The sequence below is a fragment of the Acinetobacter amyesii genome (assembly GCF_002018365.1).
Lineage (GTDB): Bacteria > Pseudomonadota > Gammaproteobacteria > Pseudomonadales > Moraxellaceae > Acinetobacter > Acinetobacter amyesii.
Genome location: NZ_MVKX01000007.1, coordinates 157,145 through 178,788 on the forward strand (window position 1 = coordinate 157,145; position 21,644 = coordinate 178,788).

Consider the following 21,644-nt stretch of genomic DNA (forward strand, 5'->3'; position numbering starts at 1 on the left):
CCCCTCATTAAATTGATGGTCGGATCTTAAAGCTGTTAATCATTAAAGTACTGCCAAGGGGTAAATCTGGATTGGCCAAGGTAATGTGTGTGCCCACTTCTAGATCTACGTACACCTTGCCAGAACCGCTATAAATACGCGCCCAAGTTGCCACTCCAGCTTTAGTAACCAAAGCTGCATCAGTTTGCTGAAGCTCAATATAATCTGCGCCAAGGGACTTAAAACACGGCTTGGGCAAAGTTAATGTCACCAATTTTGCAGATTGATTTATGGGATCTGTTACATCTGCAGGTTTGCCATCATCAAAAAAGACAACGGTGGCATTTTGAGTACCACCATCGAGAAAATTTACGTGTGCCTGAATTGCGGCAAGCCCAGCTTCCAGAGAGGTGTTTACACTCATTTCGCCACCACTTTGTCAGAGATTACGGCGTTGTAGTTTTGCTCTGGATCAAAACCCACAACAAAGCATTCAAGTCCTGCTGCAATATTTCTAAATGCATATGAACCATCTTGTTTAGATCGTACTGTCCACAAGTGAGTTTTATCACTACGTTTAAATGCCGAAACCTCAACGCCCGGGTAAATCACACCTTTCTTTTGTGTAAATCCCTTGATTTGTCCCAAACCCTGGTTTGTATTTAGCACAGTAATAATTGGCTTTGGCGTCATAGCAACCACATAACCAATTGCTTGCAGCTTTGTATGATTTGGCTCATAACCACCAAAAAAGATTCTAAAAACTTTAAGCAATTTTTATCTCCTCTAATGGCGCAGCTATGTAAGTAGCTATTGAAGAGCTACCCTCAACCATGGGGTGAATAAGAATCGTCGATGCTAAATCGATATCACTTGTGATTGATGGGCTTGTTGTGTGTGTATTTGCCGGTGTGTTTGTGTTTGAGTAGCGACACAAATATGCACCATAACAATACCCCATAAACTGTCGTGTTTCTTGAAGCTGCACAGCGATCGGATACGCAGATGTTGTGTTAAAGTCTTCAATTGAGCTGGGATAAAAAGAGTTATAAGCATTATTAGTATCAACTAATTTGTAATTAGAAACAGAGAGATTTGTGTTATTGTTAAAATCAACCTTATAGTTGCCAACCCACGCCTCACCATAGCCAGTTACACTTGATACACTGTATTGATAAGCTTGACCATAAGCTGATCGTGTTGCATCTCCATTGGAGGATTTCCAACCTATAAGCACTGGATATTTTAATTTCTCATGTGAATTGCTATGTGGTAAAAATCCATTTACAGAAGCTCGCCAAGACGAGGTTGATTGCCAGTTCAATGCTAAAAAATGATACTTACTACCGATGATTTTAAATTCACCGAATATCGAATACCCTTGACTAAATGAATAATTGTCGTAAGAAGCAGTACGAGAGTCTGTGAAATCCCATGAGAACTTTTCAGGAGAAGCAATATTTTTGGTGGATTGTAAACAATTAGGATCATTAATATTTCCGGTTATTACATCATAAGATTTACCAATGCACGGGGATATATTTGATCGTCGGGCCGAGTTATTTTCAAAACAGAGTCGTATGTAAAAGTCAGTCTCATCCAAGTGCTTAAACTTATAGATGTGAATATTTAGTTGTTCATAAACCAGTTCCCATCCTAAGGGCGCGACAATTGTTGTAAACCCTCCTGCTATTGATATTGGCGCATCGTCAATTGTAACGGTCAACGAGGTTGCGGCAACACTATCAATTACAAACTCCCCACCGTGAATTGCCGCTAAAGGCCCAGAGGTGACTTTCAACACACGATCAGCGACATAGCCATGGGAGACACCATACTCAAATGTCACTTGATTGCCCGCCACAGAAACACTTGCTACAGTTTGCAAGTTGTAGCCTAGAGCCAATATACGTTTAAAACGATCGGGGAATAAAGTTTTTGAACCGGCACAAAAATCCAAACCCACATCAGAAAAATCAAATAATTTAGTTTGTGTTTGCTTCATCGCCATATTCTTTTACTCATAAAAAAGACCGCAATTGCGGCCATATTTGAATTGGATTTTAAACAACACGGTCAATATCACCGCGCAACATAATCTGGAATGAATCCGAAATTACAGCAGGTTCAGACTGTTTTACTGTTCGAATCACCCATACTGGAAAGTTACAAGCAATGGTATTAAATCGCAAAACGTTACCATTGGCCCAACCGCTCCCCCAACCTTCTTTTTTAATTACAAAGTAAGGTGCGCCAGTCACTGGGTTAATTGGAGAAAAGTCAGTGTTAATAGTTCCTGTTGCAATTTGACCGGTATATTCACCCACACACTTAAAGTTAGTGCCATCAGTAAACTGAATATACCAGTGTTCCTGAATTGCACCCTTATTGGTGACCTGAATGGGATACAGTGCATCATTGTAATTGGCACTAATCAAGGTACCAGTCGGCTCATCCAACCATTGATTCGACCAGGCCTGCTGCACGAATTTTCGAGTGTACCGTGCCTGCATATCATTGATGACCAATGCTGATCCAACGATTGTATTGTCCGAATCATAGTTATGGGTTAATGGTTTAGTAAAAGTGACTTGGCCATTAATTTGAACATCACGGATCTGCCCCATATCTTGATAACGATATTTGGCAGTTAATGGCTCAACCAAGCCCACCAGCGTAAAATCACCACCAAGCGTCACGCGACCATAATCATAATTAATGGTGTATAGGTCATAACCGACTTTTACGCCGTTTGCATCTTCAATCTCACACCACGCAATACGTTGGTCATTTAAATCATAAGTTGTTCCTGCAATTGCACTCGGTAACTCCTGCGACTTGGTTGAGCTTACAATACCAATACCACCTACTCGAAAAATCGGCACACGACCATCGATCGGCAAACGTGTGGCTGATAAACCTAATAACTCAGAATCAATCGGCAGATAAGTATAAGCAATAGCGTTGTAGCGAACACTTGAAGAATCTACCCACACTGGCACATTGATGTAAGTCTTACTCGCTTCTTCATATTCTAGTAGCGGATCATACCAATTATGTGCTTCTATCTCTGTACGATTAGCAGCTGTGATTTCGGTTTTGGTATGGAAATAGATCTGCACAAATCCATTATCCCAGTTCACTTGGCCATGAGCACGAGATGTTTCAATCACCCCGTTTTCATCAGCATTCAATGTGAGCTGACCATGCTCAAGCGTGCCGACAACGACTGTCAATGACTGTACTCGCAGCGGAATGACCGGTGTGCGAAAGGCAATCTTATTGATTGGCAATAAATCCGTTGTCGTGGTCAATGACTGCAATTGAATACTGTTGTCAGCATTCGGCGTCCAACTATCAATTTCAACAACACCTGTACCATACTGAATCAAACCTGACTGAATACCTGAATTAGTGGCAGGATCCACATTGCGATACAGCAAACCAGAGCGGTCCAAGAAAGTATCCAATCCAACCTTAAAGCGAGCTGAACCCGTGAGAATCTGCTCATCAAAACCGGAGGACAAATCAACTTTGAGTTTATCTGCAGTAAACGTATGTGTAGCTGAATTTGAACCCGAGGTATCGCGATATTGAACTTTAATATCAACAGTATGAAAGGCTTTTAAAGTAGTCTCGCTACCAACAATACTAGATGTTTGTGGACTATAAAAAGTCATAGAAATCCCCTAAGCGGTACCATAAGTAACAGCTGCTTCAAATTTGGTAATAAACTGCTTGTAAACGGTTTGCGGTGTGACTTCACAAAGACCAGTCGAATAATTAATTGATCCTTGAACAGCACCTCGACTATTCACTAAATTCCCCAGCGCGCTGGTTACTGGAACATCGGTGAGCAAAACATTGGTTTCAAAATTTCCTGTCTCAGTAGACACAGGAATTTCCAACTCAACACTGTTGGGTTGAATCGCCGAACCAGTACCAATCGTGAATACCAACTTTTGACTCGAGTCCGGGATAACATCATTTTTGGTTTGCGTAAGCGAAGTACCGAAGTTATAGATCACATTAAAAGTTGTCGATTTCTGCGGTAACTTATTTGGGATGATCTTGCCTGTGCCTAATGCATAATTAATTGAACCCGTAGCATCGCCAGTAAATTTGCCTTGCGCATTCGAAGTAGCCGTTTTGGTTACACCTTCGAGCAACCAAGTAATTGTCACCCCTGAAAAAATACTTGCGTGACCAAGATCAAACTCAAATGCAGCTTTATCTACACTCAGATTTGAGCGTATAAAAGTGACAATCGGTGTTCCCCAATTCAGCAGAATCACACTATCCACATCAGGCAATGCGCCTGCAGTTAAAAGCCATGATCCTGTCTCGTAATTGATCATGCCTGAACCAAAGGAGCTATTTGCTGCTCTTAACTGCCCTGATCCATCGTCCTTGAGCTCGTAAAACTTACCTTGTGCCATATAGGAAATAGACAAAGCACCTGGCGCAGGAATCGGAATCAACACACCTGACCAACTGGTACTTTGGTTATTCTGAGTCACTGGAATGGCACTATTTTGGTAATACTGATTTGGTGCAGCCGCTGGCTTGAACGTAATGTTTAAACTCATATTGCCGGTTGGTGCAGTAGAGGTCCATTTCACCAGTCCACGCTGATAGTCGATCGTACCGACTTGTGTACCCAATGAGTTCTTGAGCAAACCACCTTGATCTGTGATTGACTGGCCTTGCATGCTAAATGACACAGAACTTGGCATTACAGCTGAACCTATATACAGGTTCTGACTTTCACTCACGATTTGTGATGAGTAATTCACAGTAATCAAGCCATCACTACCCGGCACTAGCACAACACTTTCACCTGCCGCATTTACATCAATAATTGGTGTTTCACTTTGAGCAGATGGAATCAATTGAGTAAACATTGAATCAGCGTTAACCGTGTATTCACCCACGGACGCATTCGATGCCAATTGAGTAGATGAATAATACAAACCAGTATCAGCAACTAGCGTATCGCGAATAATAGTTTTAGATGCCTCGCCTGCATACCACTGACGTGCTGACAAGCCTACAATGTCACGCTCTAAAGGATCATTGATTTGGTAAGTCGCAACTATGTATTCGATTCGTTCCTTATCAATCACCATGACTGATATACGTGTTTCAACTTTGGTAATTCGAACATACTGTTCAAATTGAAGTGCTTTACCCTCATCTGAAATGAGTACGATCGTATCGCCAACATTTGCTTCAGTTTCTTCTGGGAACATCACGACTTGCAGTGATGACATACCCTGCCAATGTGTGTCTAGAGGTGTACCGGCAGTCTGACCACCTTTGGCCAAGTAGTTTTCAACTCGGTTTTGTGCAGCCTGGCGTTCGTCGGTCCATGATTCAGTGCTGAACAATAATGCTGATACGCTTGGATCCTTAGGAAGCTCTGAGACGAATACAGTGGCACCCATCAATAGATCAGTATCATCCGTGGTCACAGCCGGGAAGATTTTACGCATTGATACATCACCGACGGTACGATCTAGCTCGGAGATGTCATTGAATAGGTTGTTGCTCAACCCATCTTGTACAATCTGACCATTATATTTCCCACCTCCGTCGCTATTATCGGTGTCACGCTCAGCGTGATAGATCACTAAATCTTTGGTTTCAATTGGCATTACTCACTCCAAAATCTGAGCGTTAAATTCATAGGATCATCAAGTGATACTGGCGGGATTCCTTTAACGGGTGTGGCTTCTAAAGCACCATCAACATGATTAAAAACCACGTTAAATTTCCGTGTGTCATGCGCCCACTCAAACTGAATCTGAAACTGCTCATTGAGCACCGACCAGGCCTGCAACTTACGAACGACAGCTAATGAAGCCCACCCCATTCCACTGTCAGCTGGCTGCAAAGTAATTGGGCGCCCTGAGAGCTTGGTACCTTCCTGAATATTTGGTGTACCATCCATGGCGTACTCCAAAGACTGCTCTTTAGCCTTCCAGCTAAATTCATCAGACCAAAAAAAACCGTCTTCAATTGAGACGGCTTCTGCGGTTGAGATGCGTTTTATTTTCATGTTGATTTACTCAATGTACCCAACTGTTTAAGCATCGCCTCAAGGCTTGATTGACTCTCAGGCGATCCTGCTAGTTTCACTGTTTCATTACCTAATTTGAGTTCATATGAAATACTCTTCGATGAAGCCCCTAAACTACTAGCTTTGGTAGATACATTATTAGGCGCATATTGCTGCATACGCTCTAATTCTCGATTCACTTGCTCTACGTTGCTTAAACCACCAAAGAAACCAAAGCCTGATGATTTATAGCCATTCACACCTTTGGTTCCTTCATAGATATCTTTCGCATGCTGTTTAGCAGCTGCATCCGAATATCCCATGGCTTTAAGCTCAGCTTCGATATCCTCGGCATTTTTAGCCATCTTGCCTTTGGTACCTTTTCGAGTCCCATGCATACCGCTTGAAGCAGCACTAACCGCTTCTTCCCACGCACTTCTAACCGAATCAGCCTCTTCACGACCAGTTTGGCCAAGGTTACGGAATCCATCTTCAGCACTACTAGAAGCACGGCGTACACGATGAATTGATTCTTCAAGCTCGCCATAGCTTTTGACTGATGCTTTACCTGATGAATCAATTTGGACTTCAAGGCCAAGAGATGCAGCTTTGGCTTGAGTTGCAGCAATGACTGCCTGATCACCTGATGCTGCTGCAGCTTGCATAGTTCTCTCATACGCTTGTCGCAAGCTTTCAGCTGTAGCTTCTCCACTTGATTGAATGGTATTGAAATCTGCTAAGGCACTTTGTGCTGCAAGCTTAAGCTGCTCTTTTGTTTTGATCCCAAGGCGTTCAAAAGCTTGTTCTACTGGGTCCAAGTCTGCTGGTAATTGGGATACTACTTGGCGTACTGCCAACATACCAAGTTCAACTTGTTTCGCAGACATCTGCCCTGTTTTACCAAACTCCTGAAGTTTTGATATTGCTAGATCTACTTCATTTTGGCTTTGAGCTGTTTCAAGCCACTTTAACCAGGCTTGATATACCGCCTCTCCAGCTGCTTCTCCCTTTAAGCCTAAAGCTTCAACATTATTAGCAAAATCATTTAGAACTTTTGCATTACTATTAAATGCTTCGGTAACACCATTCTTTAGCTCATATAGATCAAGTTTTAATGTCGCCGCAGCTTTACGCGCTTTATCTGCTGACAGTGCTGCCTTTTCGGCACCTGTAGCATTTGCATCCCAAGTTTGAATAGCAACTTTCCCAGCTTCATCCAAAGTGACGATGTAACCCTTCGTCATCAGATCAGCTTGCATTACACCATCCATTGCACCGTTATTGGCTGCAATCGCGGCTTCTGCATAGGCTTGAACAGCATCTAACTTTTCTTGTTCATTTACCTTCTTCCCATCGAGTTCTCGCTGGCCTTCCAAGAGCAACTGGTCAACCAAGCTTTTAGCCTCAAGTAATGTTTGTGCATTCTTCTCTTCTTGGGTTTGCGCAGCTTCCTCTAACCGCTGCAAACCCTTAGATTCAAAGGCAACCGCATCCTTATCAGCCTCAGCGTAATATTCTTTAGCCTTGCTTTTCATCAAATCTGCATTTGATGCAAATTGCTTACTAACATCACCCCATGTGACTGCCGATAAGACACTATTCGCTGCTGATGCTAAGTCGAAGAATGCTCCTGCTAGGAGATTTACACCGATTTTTATTGCTGTTACGCCATCCGCAATAAAACCAAACGTAATAGATAGCCCTTGAAGTATTCGCTCAAGGAAACTAACTTGCTCTCCTGCTGCTGTTGCTTCACCTGTAAATGATGAAAGGACAGATAAAACATTGGTTAGCGATGTACTTAATATTTCTGTAATTGTTTTACTCAAATCAGCAGTAACTACAACCACCTCTTTGATTGCATCGTAAGCACTTGATAGCGCAGATTTAAGGCTTTCAAAAATAGATACATCAATAAATGAAAGCTGATCACCAATCCAAACAAAACCAGAGCCAACATCATTAAGTAGTATTTCAACAATACCCATATTATCAGCAAGAGTTACCAACCATTGCGCTACAGTTGCTGATGCCCCGTTCGCCTGATCCATGGTACCGATCAAAATTTGCCATTGTGTCGAAATACGCTGTAATGCATTTCCAATAGTTGTCGGAAATTTCGCATAATCCGCCTCAATAGCCGCAGATTGTTTATGAAGGCCATTAATAACCTTCTCCGCAGTTAACTCACCATTCTCTGCCATCTTACGCAATTCACTGGTGGTCACACCAAGTGACTGAGCCAAGGCTTTGGAAATCCCTGGCGCTTGTTCCATGATCGAGTTGAACTCGTCACCGCGAAGTACACCAGATTGCAAGGCCTGTGTAAGCTGAGTGATTGCAGCATCAGCCGAAGCAGCAGACCCACCACCTGTTTGGATGGCCATATTGATGGTTTTTGTGAGATCTAATGTTTGTTGCTGGGTCATTCCCATTTGCTTGCCAACGTCATTCACTTTCGTGAATAGGCCTGCTGTGGCGTCAAGGCTTGTATTTGTCATCAATGCGACTTGATGAACACCAGCCATGGCCTGGGTAAAATTACCGCTTTCACTTGTCGCAATGTTGATACGTGCTGAAAGATTTGTATATGAGTCAGCTACTTCTGCTAATTCTTTAATGCCAAGACCTATGCCAAGAGCAGCCATAGCACCAACAAGAGCCGTATACCCAGTCTTAAGTCCAGCAATACCTTTCTGAGCGGTTTGAGCAGCATTATCAGTTTCTTTTAAATTATTATTTGCCCTGCCAACTTCAGCGTGAAAATCGTTAAATGCTTGGTCTGCTTGCTGAACTTCTTTTTCAAGTTGATCGACTTGCCGCTGTGCGACTTCAATATCGGCTGGTGATGCATTTGTTTTGGAGAATGCCTCTAAATTTCGCTTAGCTTCGGTCAAGTCACTTTTTAATTGACCTAATGCTTTTTCAGCCTTATTCCCAAAATCAGTAAAATTACCTGCTGTGGATTTAGCATTATCCCCCGCATCCTGAATGATTCCAGTTGCAGCTGTTAGAGATTGAGTTAATTTATCAGCTAATTCAGTCGTGCCCTTTGGAATGATATTCCCAACTTGGCCCGACGCCGCTTCTGAAGCCTGTTTAATTTTCTCTGATTCAGACTTAATTGAATCAAACAGTCTTTTCGTTACATCTTCGGACTGCTTTGCAGCAGATACCAGACCTTTACTATCGCCATCAAGAATAAGTTTGAACGTTAGATTTTTTCCGGACATAGCGAACCTCAAAATTTAGGCATTAAAAAAACCCACATATCTGTGGGTTTTCATGAAACTGTCTTAAAAAAAGATTTTTTAATTAATTACTTGCAAATCTGATCCCATACCTTTTGAAACTCTGAAGAATCCATATTCTCACCCTCAATCGCAACTATTGCGGAACTAGCGATAAATCTTCTAAATCCAGTATAGCCACCAAAAGAATTTTTACTGTTAACCTCACCACAGAAGCCATTTTGATTTCTAATGGTTGCGCTATCTGGATCTTTTAAAACGGAAATTAGCGCTCTTTTGGCATCAATTTGCATTGATATTTCCTTATCATGCTGTTCCCTTTCATATATTTCTTGGGCTTCTTTTTCAGCTCTTTTAGCATCCCGTTCTTGTTGCAATTTTAACTCGGCTGCTGCACGCTGTTTACGTTCAGCGTCTTGCTTAACTAGTTCTGGACTCGCGGTTCCATTGGCTAGAGCTGCTTCTTCAGCATGTTTTAAAGTATTCCCTGATAAACTTAAAATGAGAATTGCAAATGCAGCAAACCACCCACCATGGATGGGAAATCCTGCAATTTCTCTAATTTTTTTATGAAATGGCGGTAGGACAGCAACCCCACCAACTACCATTAATAAGCTACCAAAAAAGCTATCCCCTATTAACGTTACGCCCCTTAAGATAAATATTAGTCCCAATACCCATAAAATAGTCGATAAAATTTTACTCTTCACCCCAGCATCCTCAATATAATTATTGATCACATATTAAGTGAAAATAGTAACTTACCTCAATGTTTACTTAGCTCATCTTGGAACGTTAAGAAGCCTTTCTTATCCGCATGGTGCGCTGCCCGAATGATATTTGAATCAAACTTTCCTCGGCTGCGTTGATACTTTTCAGCCGCCTTTAAGTAGCCAACAAAAGCCCCATAGGTCATTTGCAAAATATCCTCATGTCGATGGCCATACGCTATCAAGTACTGGAATGAATCAAACCAAGTTTGTTCAACACCACCTTTCTTCTTACGTATTTTAGGGCCTGGCTTAACGTCTTCTTTGAAATATGCACCATTTACTTCGATCACATGTTTAAGCAGATGACTAAACTCCAAAGGATCTGATTCAGCGAGATCTAATAGCGACTCCATTTCAGTGTCTGTACACATTGAGCAAAGTTGAAATACATGAGCGCCATAATCTTTTACCAAGCCAGCGCCGATTAAATCTGAATAATCACTTTGCTTTAGGCTGTCACGAATAACTGATGCAATCGGTGACCAGATATCAAAGTTAAAAATTTGAAGTTGCTTCACTTCTACATCATTGCCAAGCACTTTAATTTTGATCGAGCGATTATTCGCTAAAAAGAAATCATTCATGATTGAATCTCTAAAATTCAGGCACAAAAAAAGACGCTTAAGCGCCGTGGAGATTCTTTGTGCCTGAATGGGTTTAAGCTTTAGGAATTGTTACCACATGACCATATAGGCCCAGTGTTTCATCTGATCCTTTGCTGACATCAGATAATGCCTGACCTGAAATTTCAAACTGGCCAAGTTCTTCGTGAATCAGTGGGAATGTTGTTTCAGGTGATTTCTTCGTACGCCATAAGCGCACCGCCATATTGTTACCGGTCGCAGTGTTAATCCCTTTAAAGAACAATTCATATTCTTTATTAAAATCACTGGCAATGGTCGTATGACTTACTGCACCCGTGGTGTAAGTGGCTGTGACTGGCTCGGCAATCGACTCTTTAAAGATGACGGTACCAAACACAGCATCAAGCTCATATTTCGATTCATCAATAGCTGTTGAACCTGCAGTAAATGCAACAGCAGTTAAGCTATAGCCATTGAGCTTTATTTCTTCGCCAACTTTCACAGCACCAAGTGCTTGGTCAGTCACCGTATCACTTGCAACATCAGACTTCATGCCTGAAAGGATGTACTGAAGATTGGCATCATCCACTTCTTCAAGTTGCCCTGAGAAGTTAACACCGGTGGTCTTAGTTAGCACAAAGTCTGTTGTACGCTGACCGGATGTGCTTTCAGTGTGCTCAACCTGATCAGTTGTGATTTCAAGTTCAAATTCAGGCACGTTACCAATATGGCGCATTGCACCTGCTACACCATTTGCTATTTCAGATAAATAGAATTTACCTTGGAGTGAAATATAATTTTTAGCCATCGGTTTTCACCTCTTTAACGGGTTTATTTGGAGCAGATGGCTTCACTTCTTCAATGATTTTATCTGCGAGTAGTTTGCTGATTTGATTCTCTGACAGCCCACCAACAATATCGCCGGCAGAAAAACGCCCGACGGGTTGCCGGGCTTTATATTGTTTGGCCATGAATGACTCCTAAATAAATTTTTGTGATTCAAAAATAATAGTGATGTATGCAAACCCGGGGCTATAGCCATCACGAACCGAAATCAGATCTAATTCATTGCGAGATGATTGCGGCTTCCAACCCGAAAGAAGTTGAATTACTTTCTCAGTTAAAAGCCCAGCTTCATCACTGACTACCCGACCATCATTCTGCTGCGACTGAGCATTACGACACGCCACAGTCACGGCCCACTGTTGGCCTATCTGATTAATACTCCCTTTACCTGCGCTTGCTTTCTTGTCTATGCGTACAAAGTTAATATGCGCCGATGGAGTGACCTGCGACATTTCTGTGACCACTACAGAATTTAGCGGGGTATAAATCTGCTTAAATTCTGAAATTTCTTTCAGTTTTTCTGCAATCTCATCACGTACCGCGAAGAAGGTACTCATCTATAAAACTTCCTACGATATTTAGGATCATTTCTTCATCTGCAGAATTGATACCTAATTGTGTCCTTGGGGGATTCACCACCTGTTTTACTTTTCTGTATTGACCACCAACAGCAAAGGTAATGTATTGGCTTGTCTTTGGCAGAATCGTAGCACCGAAGTGAAGGTATGGCGCATAAAAGACGTTTGTCCCAACCTCAACACCATTCGACAGAACGTTGTATGTGTAAGAATTCATCAAACGCCCAGTATCCCGTAGCGTTTGACCACCTTGCATACCCTCTCTTCCCTTCATACTGGCACGCCAAGACACCTTCCATGGATTACCATCAACATCAAACCCACCAATGAATCTTTCTTGAACACTGTTTGTTAATGCCAGGCCAATGTCTTCATAAAGTCGAGCTTTTTCAGCATCAATATCCAGTAATTGAGTCATTACAGCACTAATCGCTGACTGATTAGATTTGATAGTTAACGCAAAAGCCATAGCTGCCTCACTTGATGCTAGGCATCATATTTAAGACATCGTCACCAAATACCCCACCACGATAAGTACTACCGATAGGTAAAGTACTTGGCTTCTTTGTAGGCTCATCATCAATAATCTCGTCCGATTCCTCAGACTGGATCTGTAAATGTGCCTTGTTTTCAGCCACGCGCTTTAAGAATGAGATTGCATCCTCATAGCGCTTTCGAACTTCTTCAGTTGGTTGCTGGAAGTACAAACGATAGCGTGCAATATCACATGCCATACGTTTCAAGTTACTTGGCACGTTGGGTAACGGCAAAGAATAACGGCCACCTATGTGACCGTTAATTTCCTCTGTCGCGTCCTGAATGGCATCATCTACAGCGGTGACATTGGGTAGCATCATTAACAGTTGCTCCAACTCACCACCGAACCGCGCTACCAAGTCAGTTTTGGTTGCATACATAGATCACCTACTTGGCTTCTGTAGCAGCCTTCTTCGCGTCGGCGGTTGCCTTTTTCAGGGCAGCGTCAGATGTAGCCAATGCTTTTTCAAGCTCTGTAACCTTCGCTTTAAGCTCACCATTCTCCTGATCTGATTTGACCTTTTCATCAGTCATCAGCTTATTTGCTGCAACAAGATCAGTATTGGCTTTTTCAAGCTCAGCTAAACGAGCGGGTGAACCATCAGCCTTAGGTTCTTCTGGAGCTTTTTCTTCTTCAATAACCCCAGATGCTAAAAGGGCCTGAAGTTGTTTAGCTTCAAGCCCTGTGATTTCTTGGCCTGGACGAAAGTGTCCAAGCGACTGCTTTGCAATGTACTTCGTCATAATAATTTCCTTATACGAACCCGCGACCGCCTACCAGGCCATTCTTATTGTTTGGAATCGCCAATGGAGATGATTCAGCAAGCATTTGAATGCTTGAAGGGTTCTTTTCTTGCCATTGGCTTAGATAGAACTCTAGAGCTTGGCCAAAAGCTTCTACGTTTTGGATAGCGCAGTGAGCGATCCAGCCATTAGCATCAGAGATTAGACCGAAGAAGTCTTCCGGAATAAAACGATCTGGTGTACCGCCACCAATACTGTGTTGAACGTCATACGTCCAAATTTCAATGTTGTCGACCGTACCACGGAATTGTGGTTTATCCATCTGATCAAAGGTTGGAGTCAAAGGAACACTAATACCCGCATATGGTGCAATGAACTTCTCTTTAAACTCAGGATCTTTGATTAAAGTGTTGTACACCTTAGAAGTTGTCAACGCCATTGTTGGAGAAGTACCTGAATGTTCTACTGATAGATCAATCATGGTCTGGATATCTTTTACTGGTGTAGCACCCGCTTGCCCCCATTTGATCAATGGAGCAAATGTACAAGCAGCATTACGCTCATAATCTACTTCATACATTGGAAAGTCAGCAGAAGCGAAGGTTGTCTTGCCATATAGCAATACATCACGGGCAATCAGCAACTTTCGGTTTTCAATCGATTGACGTAAATATAAAGCCTTTTGCGCTTGGTCAATCAAGAGTAAATCAGCATCGCTTAAACGGTTTGAGCCTGTAGCAATCACACCAAATTTACGCAACTGGGTAATCAGTGCGGTATTTTGAACATCGCTTGGAAATACCGTCATCATCGGCTTTAAATATGCCGGCTTAACAAATTTAACGTTACCAGACTCACCAACTTTAATTTGGCGACCAGCAGCTGTAGGTGTAACGAATGGCGCGAGCGGCGTTGCTGTATTTAACTCACCCACTGGCACTTCTTTTTTGGTGTACGAGACACGTTGAGGAAAGAAGCGGTCCATTAACCACGTGTCTACCTTCTGTGTGGTATCCGTTAATAACACCAACTGCGGTACATCCAGTAATTCAACCGGTGCGTTCTGAAATGTAAAAGTTTGACTCATTGATTATTTCCCCACGACTTTACGAAGTTCGATTTTATTAATTAAGGCCTGGGCACGTACTGCGTCATATTGAGCTTCCGTTAACGGTGCACCATTCACCGTTACAACTGCAATATCAAATGCACCCTGTACGTAAATTGGCATTTCCAGACCATTGGTTGCATGGTAAGTAGCCTGCTCTACAGTCATATCTGTATTGGCAATGGCATTCCAATCACCGACGACGCCTTCTGTTACTACCGGGTGATCTGCAAGGTTGTTTGTAGCTACCTTCAACAAATCACCGCGTTTATATGCAGTCGCCGTTTTTACTTTGGCATTTTCCGTACGAACACCATCACCGACTACAAGTTGCGTAGTGGTAATTGTTTGAGTAATTGTGCCCATTAATTTTTTGCTCCTTGTTGAGCTGCAGCAAATTGGTTAAACGCATGGTCTAAGGCTGTACCTTGCTGATCGTCTTGGCCTTGTCGCGCACCTTGGTATCCATTCGCTTGATGGGTAAATAAGTGTGCGAATGCTGGATTCACACCAGGTGCTGGCTGTGCTTGTTGTTGCTGAACAGCTGGTTGTTGAATAACTGCAGAGAATTGCTTTAACTGCTGTGCCATAAATACGAATGCAGCATCATCCATATCGGTATAGGATTTCTTTTCTTCAGCACTGAATTGCTTATTCATTGCTGTTTCTAAGCTTTTAATGTCATCTTCACGCTTATCTGCTTTGAACTTTTTAAGTTCGGCTTGTGCAGCATCGCGGTCTGTTTCAGCCTGCTTTAATTTGGCCTGGGTTTGTTCTAATTCGGTCACGTTAGTGTCCTCTTTGGTTGGGGTAAACGTTTGTGGATTATGGCTTGCAGCTACAGCCATGGTGTTTTCATCTGCACCTAATGCGCAAAATGAAACTTCGCGAATACGACCACCACGGAATACTGTGATTGGTCCTTGCAAAGTCTTGCCATTTACAATGACCGTCTGATCGGCAGCCACCTCCTCGGTTTTTGCTGGCTCAATTCGAACTGACATCTGCCATGGAAAGCCATCGTCAGAATCCTGAGCAACCTGAACACCAAACTCATTACTCATCAGATCACCCTGCACAACTAAACCATCTTGATGGCTAATCGTATGGCTATTGATGGCTCCTGCACGTTGTCGGGAGCTATGTTCAAGTAATGCAGGGATACGACCTTTAATTTGCATGCTGTCCAAATCAAAGATGACGCGCGTCCAATACCAGTGATCCGTAATAACTTCACCGCTATATGCAATCCCTGAAAAGGTTCGCTTCTTTTTTCCGTCTTCAGCTGGATCAACACTTAAATCACCCAACCGAAAACAGTAGTGATCCTGTTTTTCATCTATTGGCATTTTCATGCTCCATAAAAAAACCGCCCTTTCGGACGGTCTCTAGTTAATTTCAATTTAATTTATCAATGCCTTCAGCGTGTAAACCATTTTCCCCTCAACCATCTCTATCGAAACAACTTCTAAAGAGACTCCCAAAGGTAATAAAACCCCTTCACCGGCATTCAACTTTTCAAGATCAATCCCCAGGCCATTAGCATTCTCAATGTGAATCATGATGTTTGACTGACCTGCCAAAAGCATTGGTGCATCCAAGGTCAACACCTTGCCTACTTCAAGTGAAGCTGCATAAGCCAGTGTGGTTGTGCCAGTAACAACATTTGAAGTGTTCTTAGCCACAGAATGAATCGCTCCCATATCCTGAACCAACCATTGCTTAAGCACCTGGTCAGCCTTAGATGAGGTTTTGCTATTCAAATAGCCTGTAATGGCCTGGTCATTGCCTTGCACATAATCCAAGAAAGTACGAATAGCACTTGGTCGAATCGACGGATCTAACGGAATCACCGTATTGGCCACCGAATCGAATAAGTCCCGAGTTTTTTCATCCATCGGAGCAAATAGACTCGTAAGATTTTTCGATGCAGCCCACTCAGCTTTGATGACTTCCTTCTGCTCGAGGAGGTATTCCTTATCTAGTACTGACACATTGATCTTTTTATCAACCAACTCTTCCAAATCACCAAATTGCAAAGGATGCGATGACCAGTCTAAGGCCTCAGCAACTTCAGGCAACTTATCATCCGGTGTAATACCGTATTTGAGTGCCTGAGCTTCTGTAAGTGCGATAACAGTACAGCGGCAACGGAATCCCAATGGCGGATAATGTGTCAGCCAAAATGGGTGATCAATCGGCAATACAATTCGATTCAATGCCAAATGTGCTGGGCGTACACGACTATCATCGATAGCCGAATACATCAGGTAAGGACGTTTGGCTTTATTTCGATTCTGCTGCTGCCATCGCCCATGACCATAAGCACTTTGGATATTGGTACGAAATACGGTATCTAGATAATGCTTAGGTAGAATAATCTCTGATTCTGCAATGAGTTTTTGAAAGTCGTTGAATGTGCCGCCATTGGCCAAAGTCTTATTCAGTGACTTAATCACTGTCTCAACTTGCTCAAGACTCGAAAGAAAGCTCACCGTAGTAGCCATCTGCCTAGTCTTTAAGTCCATTGAGTAAAACTCATCAGGTAGCACAATCTTTTTCTCATGCGCGTACTGGAGCGCCTCAAGGAACGTGACTGGTTGCATCTATTTCCCCTTAGCAGCAGTCGCATACCCCAATACATCTGCAGCATATAAAGCCTGATCTAAATTGGCCTTAAACTGAGATTCAGATACAGACGGAATCAACTGCATTAAATTGAATGCCAAGCCTTCAGGACTATCCGACTCAGCAACAAGTTGCTTAATCTGCTCATTACTTAAAAGCTGCAGATCCTTTTGGCCATCGGTTAATTCCTCAACTTCTTGCTGTTCAGCTGAAAGTTTATTGGCCTGGGCTTTAAAGCTAAATGCACGTTTAGGTAGAGCTGAGAATACTTGTTGAGGCGCATCTATAGCGGGTTTTAAATCACCTTCCTGTAGCCCATATTCACGAATGAAGTACTGATCTGAAAGATTTGCACCGGCATTTTTTAAATGTGTATCGCGAGTGGCCTGCTCGACGTTCAGTACTTTTTCTTTCTCGCCTAACTTAATTTTGTGCGGTTCCCAATTATTCAGAACACACAAAGCATTTACTACAGCCTGAACAGTTGGAGTCACTAAACGAATATCAGATTTAAGCTTATCAAGACGTACATTTTCATGGACCTTACCCAGGCCATAACTCCCTTTACCATCAGTACCACTAGTGAGCGTTTGACCGAGTACAACTTTTTGAATCTGCTGTATCAATGTTTTATTGAACATCTCAAATGCTGATCCTGCGGTACCATTTGCACCCTGAGCAGATAACACCTCAACGCTGTCTTTGGCATCAATCGATAGAATACTTTGAGCATGTGCATCTAAAAGCGCATGACTCATTGCTTCGGTTGTGATTTTACTGCCAACTTTACCCACTAGGATTGGGGTACCAAAGCGTTCAAGAAACTTGGCCCAAAACTTAAAGCCGTTTTGCTTAAAGAATGAAAGCCAATAAAGTGTTGCCAACATGGCTTTACCGTATGGCTGCTCATATGTGGCTTTACGACGTGTTAGGAAAAACTTAAACACCTGATCAACGACGAGTTCTTGAGAATTGCCTTCCTTACGTAAAATCAAACGTCCGTCATTCTTTGGCTCAAACCACTGCATTGGCTTTTCACCAATCCACTGCAAACCAATATAACCTTCGGGTTTAAGCTCATATACCGCTTCCTGTACTGCATAACCAAAGAACAAAGCATTCAGAGATGCAGCAGCAATTTCACAGTACCATTCGTCGAGTATGAGCTTTAACGTTTTAGAAGCAGCAGAATCACTAGGTTCCAACTGATAAGGTGTTGAAAGCAATGCATCGATGCGTGTTTCAACGGCCTGGGCAATTTCATCGTCATCTAACAGTACACGTAGCTTGTGGCGAGTAATGCCAGCTTTACGAAGTACTTCATCGTTATCAGGCTGACGGCCAAAATTGGTTAGAAAATTAAAAACAGCTTCTTGAGAGTACAGACTCCCCTTGGACAAAGCCTTTTTAGATTCTTTGCCCTTTTTAGACTTTGCCATGTCAGCACCTAATTAAAAGATTCGATTACCAGCAACATAAGGTTGCTTAGTCTCTTGTTCTTGCACATCACTAAAGCAGATCATCACGCTATCAGCTCTGTTTGGTGAAGCCGCACCTGCAGGTTGTTTATTGACTAATATCTTCCCTGCACCATTTTTGGTGTAGGTCGGCTGAGATAATTCCACGGTCAATGCTTTCAGCTCAGACTCATTCAAATCATCAGAACTAAGTGAAATGATTGAATCAGGATCGTATTCCATGCCATTCAATGCCCTATATGTATTTTGGAAACGCATACGAAGCGACCACCACATTTGAGCTTTGAGGTTGGCAAAGAAATCAATATTCTTACGAGCTTCTACCATTTCCTCATCAGGCTCATGAACTGAACCTGAACCTCTAAATGGATCAGTTTGAATCTCAGCAATACCTTGATCCTCATTGCGCTCATTAATGACACGTGCATCGCCACGGACACCTGCGCCCAGGCCATCGGCATCATAGAGAAATGCTCGAATATTCAGATCCAAGCAGATATCAATTGCCTTCTGAGTTGTCCCAAAGATGTCATCACCCTTACCAGACCATGTGTCTAGATAATTCAAAACAACACCATGACGTCCTGCAAATGAGTTTTTATCCTTACCCTCATCTGCAACGTCTAAGCCACCAATTCGATCACCTGAAGGACGTATATCGAGTTTCTTATGAGCATCAATAGCAGATTGAACCCAAGCTGATGGGATCAAGACGCCTTCGACCGATGCTGCATAGTTAATATCTACTTCTTGAGCCAGTACCACATCATCTAAAGTGGCTACTTGCTTTTCGTACCATGGGTAGATCAACTTACCTCTCAGCTCAACCTGCCAATTCTTATCTGGATTCAAGCGCCATGGCATGGTAAATACAGCATATCGACCACTGAAACGATCCTGATAAAAGCGATCACCAATACCATTTGGAGTAGATCCTTTGATATGTACGTTGGTGTTTTGAGATATCGCAGCATCTACTGCTTCCTGACGCTCTACGAATGCCCATTCATCTAGAAAGTACATTGTGGTACGTCCACCACGACCAATGTTGTCACCGGCTTCACCAGTAACAGTTGAGCCATTATCAGGATTAATGATTCGAAGGTAGTTATCGTGGACTTTCGCCACAAAACCTTCAGGCTTCATCCAATCAGGGAGTTTTGAAAACATATCGCGAAATTTGTGTAATAACGTCTTTGGATCGCCTTTCTTATCCACTAGATCCTCTTTACGACTTCCCACACCACCGGCAAAGCCATCAACATACAACCAGCGGTGTAAATAGAATCCGAGTAGCACGTAACTCATTCCCTCATCTCGCGACTTTTCAATCAGTCCATGGGTTTGGGTACTTTCACGCTCTAATAGCCAATGAACCAAATCGACCTGACCAGGCCGCAACACAAATGGGATGTTGGCAGGTAAACCAAAAGGCATACCGCGTGGATCGTATGTCCAGACCCAATGATTAAACCAATGAATCGGATCTTGACTGCATTTGTATATTTCGGCCTGGCGACTTAATTCATTCTGTTCAATTAAAGCTCGGTAGTAATAGCGTCTGGTCATTTCAGCTATTACTTCGGGTAAACGAGTGTTTATGGTCCACTCTTTAATGAGCGGTGCTATTTCCTCAATTGAATAACTCATAATTTGCCATTAATTGCTAAACGCGAAAGCTCCTGAGCGCTCATTCCTGCCAGTTGCTCAGGTGTATAAGCCGGCAGTGCATGTTTATGCTCTGTTTCAATCGGATTGCCACCTTTGCCCGTAATCTCTTGCTTAGTGATACGACCATCAGTTTCTTGGAATGCTTGCTTTAGAAGGTTTTGTTTCGCCCGTTTATTTCGACCTGAGTCTTCATACATCTTTTGAAGTTCCATGAGTCGAAAAGCCTTATTCGCAATCGCAATATCTTCGATATTTTTTCGAAAATCTTCGCGAGTTCGCTTGAATAGATCCTTGAGTTTTTTACTTAGATTACGTCCAGCCACTTTAGTTGGGTCATAAAGTGCAACCTGTTGACGGGTAATTTCAATCTTATAATCTTGCTTTACAGCTTCTACTACTTGTTGAGGGGTTTCAAAGCATGCAAGAGACTGAACAATAAACATTTTTACAGGCTCTTTTAGTGCTGCCATAAACACCTCTTTGTATAGCTACGTATAGCAAGATAGGCAAAAAAAAGAGCCTTTCGGCTCAGTTAATCACACAGTTTCCGCAACACGCTGCAATGTTTTTCTCCGATACAAATGGAGCATTTTTAGCAATGTCCAATAATCGCTGTACTGAGCTATCAATTCCGTGTTGACGTATTTCACCAAAGAACACTTCAACATCATGGCCAGCTAAGTAATGCTTCGGTAAGCCAGTCGTATCGCTATAAATGATCTCACCATCTTCATCGCGTTCCACACCAATGTGATAAAGCTCGTGTTCTATCAAACGGCAGAATTCACGATCAGAGGTTTGCTCACAAAATGCTGCATCAATCGTAATTAAGTACTGAGGTACAAAACCAAACCAGTCTCGCATTTGTTGTTCTTGACGGGCTTTCTTCCATCCGCCTTGGTTAAACATCACCTTTTCACACTGACCGAGTACCATGCGCTTTTTGGCCATAGCCGCTGAAGAAGCCCAAGCAAATGCCAAAAACTCTTCATTGTCGTGAATCAGCTCAGCGATATGATCATGGTCTGGGTTATGTAGTTGACCACCCATCGTCAGATAATTATCTTTCACCCAGGCCAGTAATTCTTGTGCTGGTGCAAGGCGTATAGCGTCTTCTTCCTCAGCCTGATCCATAAGTTCAGTCGGTGGGAATGGTCTAAAGGGATACATAAGTTTAGCTCCTGTTATTGAGCGTGACTTAATCCTGCTCTAGCTTCGATAATGATTTTTTGAATCTCTTCACGACGTTGTTTTTTCTTTTCGTGGTAGATCCATATTGTGGAAATAAAGACACTTATGATTAAGCCACCAATCAATAATTGCATTCTAGTAAAGGTCATTTTTTATTGCTCTTATAATGTCATTTTCACCTAAATTAAGCATTTCAATATTAAAACTTAATGGCA

The 21,644-nt window shown here is 42.5% G+C and carries 24 protein-coding genes; all 24 read right to left on the minus strand.

The genetic code is table 11. The features are described 5' to 3' along the window. Nucleotides 1–7: 7 nt before the first annotated feature. Complete coding sequence (locus B1202_RS11865; protein WP_078190811.1) at nt 8–403, minus strand: hypothetical protein; 396 nt, start codon at nt 401–403, stop codon at nt 8–10. Continuing rightward, a complete protein-coding gene (locus B1202_RS11870) occupies nt 400–753 on the minus strand; it encodes a hypothetical protein (RefSeq protein WP_078190812.1) in 354 nt (117 codons plus the stop codon). Before B1202_RS11870 ends, B1202_RS11865 begins: the two co-directional genes overlap by 4 nt. After that, entirely contained in the window at nt 746–1,990 is a 1,245-nt protein-coding gene (locus tag B1202_RS11875; RefSeq protein ID WP_078190813.1) for a hypothetical protein, read from the minus strand. The genes B1202_RS11870 and B1202_RS11875 overlap by 8 nt, the downstream gene beginning before the upstream one ends. 52 nt (nt 1,991–2,042) lie before the next feature. After that, entirely contained in the window at nt 2,043–3,659 is a 1,617-nt protein-coding gene (locus tag B1202_RS11880; protein WP_078190814.1) for a hypothetical protein, read from the minus strand. A 9-nt stretch (nt 3,660–3,668) separates the two neighbouring features. Then, entirely contained in the window at nt 3,669–5,636 is a 1,968-nt protein-coding gene (locus B1202_RS11885) for a hypothetical protein (RefSeq protein WP_078190815.1), read from the minus strand. Further along, nucleotides 5,636–6,040 (minus strand): hypothetical protein, encoded by a 405-nt coding sequence (locus B1202_RS11890; protein WP_078190816.1) that lies wholly within the window; start codon nt 6,038–6,040, stop codon nt 5,636–5,638. Before B1202_RS11890 ends, B1202_RS11885 begins: the two co-directional genes overlap by 1 nt. Further along, the gene (locus B1202_RS11895; RefSeq protein WP_078190817.1) at nt 6,037–9,273 is read right to left on the minus strand and encodes a tape measure protein; all 3,237 of its coding nucleotides are present in this window, start codon (nt 9,271–9,273) and stop codon (nt 6,037–6,039) included. The genes B1202_RS11890 and B1202_RS11895 overlap by 4 nt, the downstream gene beginning before the upstream one ends. An 86-nt stretch (nt 9,274–9,359) precedes the next feature. Further along, the gene (locus B1202_RS16620; protein ID WP_228145161.1) at nt 9,360–10,001 is read right to left on the minus strand and encodes a hypothetical protein; all 642 of its coding nucleotides are present in this window, start codon (nt 9,999–10,001) and stop codon (nt 9,360–9,362) included. 56 nt (nt 10,002–10,057) lie between these two features. Then, entirely contained in the window at nt 10,058–10,648 is a 591-nt protein-coding gene (locus B1202_RS11905; RefSeq protein ID WP_078190818.1) for a hypothetical protein, read from the minus strand. A gap of 73 nt (nt 10,649–10,721) precedes the next feature. Further along, nucleotides 10,722–11,456, minus strand: a complete 735-nt coding sequence (locus tag B1202_RS11910; protein WP_078190819.1) for a hypothetical protein — start codon at nt 11,454–11,456, stop codon at nt 10,722–10,724. Beyond that, nucleotides 11,449–11,619: a hypothetical protein gene (locus tag B1202_RS16475; RefSeq protein WP_171262647.1), complete on the minus strand. Its 171-nt coding sequence runs from the start codon at nt 11,617–11,619 to the stop codon at nt 11,449–11,451. The genes B1202_RS11910 and B1202_RS16475 overlap by 8 nt, the downstream gene beginning before the upstream one ends. A 9-nt stretch (nt 11,620–11,628) precedes the next feature. Beyond that, nucleotides 11,629–12,051, minus strand: a complete 423-nt coding sequence (locus B1202_RS11915) for a hypothetical protein (protein ID WP_078190820.1) — start codon at nt 12,049–12,051, stop codon at nt 11,629–11,631. Further along, complete coding sequence (locus B1202_RS11920; protein WP_078190821.1) at nt 12,026–12,541, minus strand: phage virion morphogenesis protein; 516 nt, start codon at nt 12,539–12,541, stop codon at nt 12,026–12,028. The genes B1202_RS11915 and B1202_RS11920 overlap by 26 nt, the downstream gene beginning before the upstream one ends. 7 nt (nt 12,542–12,548) lie before the next feature. Next, nucleotides 12,549–12,989, minus strand: a complete 441-nt coding sequence (locus B1202_RS11925) for a gp436 family protein (RefSeq protein WP_078190822.1) — start codon at nt 12,987–12,989, stop codon at nt 12,549–12,551. Nucleotides 12,990–12,996: 7 nt separating this feature from the next. Further along, nucleotides 12,997–13,353, minus strand: coding sequence for a hypothetical protein (locus B1202_RS11930; RefSeq protein WP_078190823.1), 357 nt, complete (start codon nt 13,351–13,353; stop codon nt 12,997–12,999). Nucleotides 13,354–13,363: 10 nt separating this feature from the next. Next, on the minus strand, nt 13,364–14,440 hold the full coding sequence (locus B1202_RS11935; protein WP_078190824.1) for a major capsid protein: 1,077 nt from the start codon (nt 14,438–14,440) through the stop codon (nt 13,364–13,366). Nucleotides 14,441–14,443: 3 nt separating this feature from the next. Beyond that, nucleotides 14,444–14,827: a hypothetical protein gene (locus B1202_RS11940; protein WP_078190825.1), complete on the minus strand. Its 384-nt coding sequence runs from the start codon at nt 14,825–14,827 to the stop codon at nt 14,444–14,446. Next, a complete protein-coding gene (locus tag B1202_RS11945) occupies nt 14,827–15,810 on the minus strand; it encodes a hypothetical protein (RefSeq protein WP_078190826.1) in 984 nt (327 codons plus the stop codon). Before B1202_RS11945 ends, B1202_RS11940 begins: the two co-directional genes overlap by 1 nt. A gap of 54 nt (nt 15,811–15,864) precedes the next feature. Next, the gene (locus tag B1202_RS11950) at nt 15,865–17,067 is read right to left on the minus strand and encodes a phage minor head protein (protein WP_078190827.1); all 1,203 of its coding nucleotides are present in this window, start codon (nt 17,065–17,067) and stop codon (nt 15,865–15,867) included. Next, a complete protein-coding gene (locus tag B1202_RS11955; RefSeq protein WP_078190828.1) occupies nt 17,068–18,528 on the minus strand; it encodes a phage portal protein family protein in 1,461 nt (486 codons plus the stop codon). It abuts the gene before it with no gap. A 12-nt stretch (nt 18,529–18,540) separates the two neighbouring features. Next, entirely contained in the window at nt 18,541–20,217 is a 1,677-nt protein-coding gene (locus tag B1202_RS11960; RefSeq protein WP_078190829.1) for a terminase, read from the minus strand. Continuing rightward, the gene (locus tag B1202_RS11965; protein ID WP_078190830.1) at nt 20,214–20,708 is read right to left on the minus strand and encodes a DUF2280 domain-containing protein; all 495 of its coding nucleotides are present in this window, start codon (nt 20,706–20,708) and stop codon (nt 20,214–20,216) included. Before B1202_RS11965 ends, B1202_RS11960 begins: the two co-directional genes overlap by 4 nt. 58 nt (nt 20,709–20,766) lie before the next feature. Continuing rightward, the gene (locus B1202_RS11970) at nt 20,767–21,408 is read right to left on the minus strand and encodes a putative metallopeptidase (protein WP_078190831.1); all 642 of its coding nucleotides are present in this window, start codon (nt 21,406–21,408) and stop codon (nt 20,767–20,769) included. Nucleotides 21,409–21,422: 14 nt separating this feature from the next. Next, nucleotides 21,423–21,578 carry a hypothetical protein gene (locus tag B1202_RS16480; protein WP_171262648.1) on the minus strand — a complete coding sequence of 52 codons (156 nt, stop codon included), beginning with the start codon at nt 21,576–21,578 and terminating at the stop codon, nt 21,423–21,425. Between the last annotated feature and the right edge of the window lie 66 nt (nt 21,579–21,644).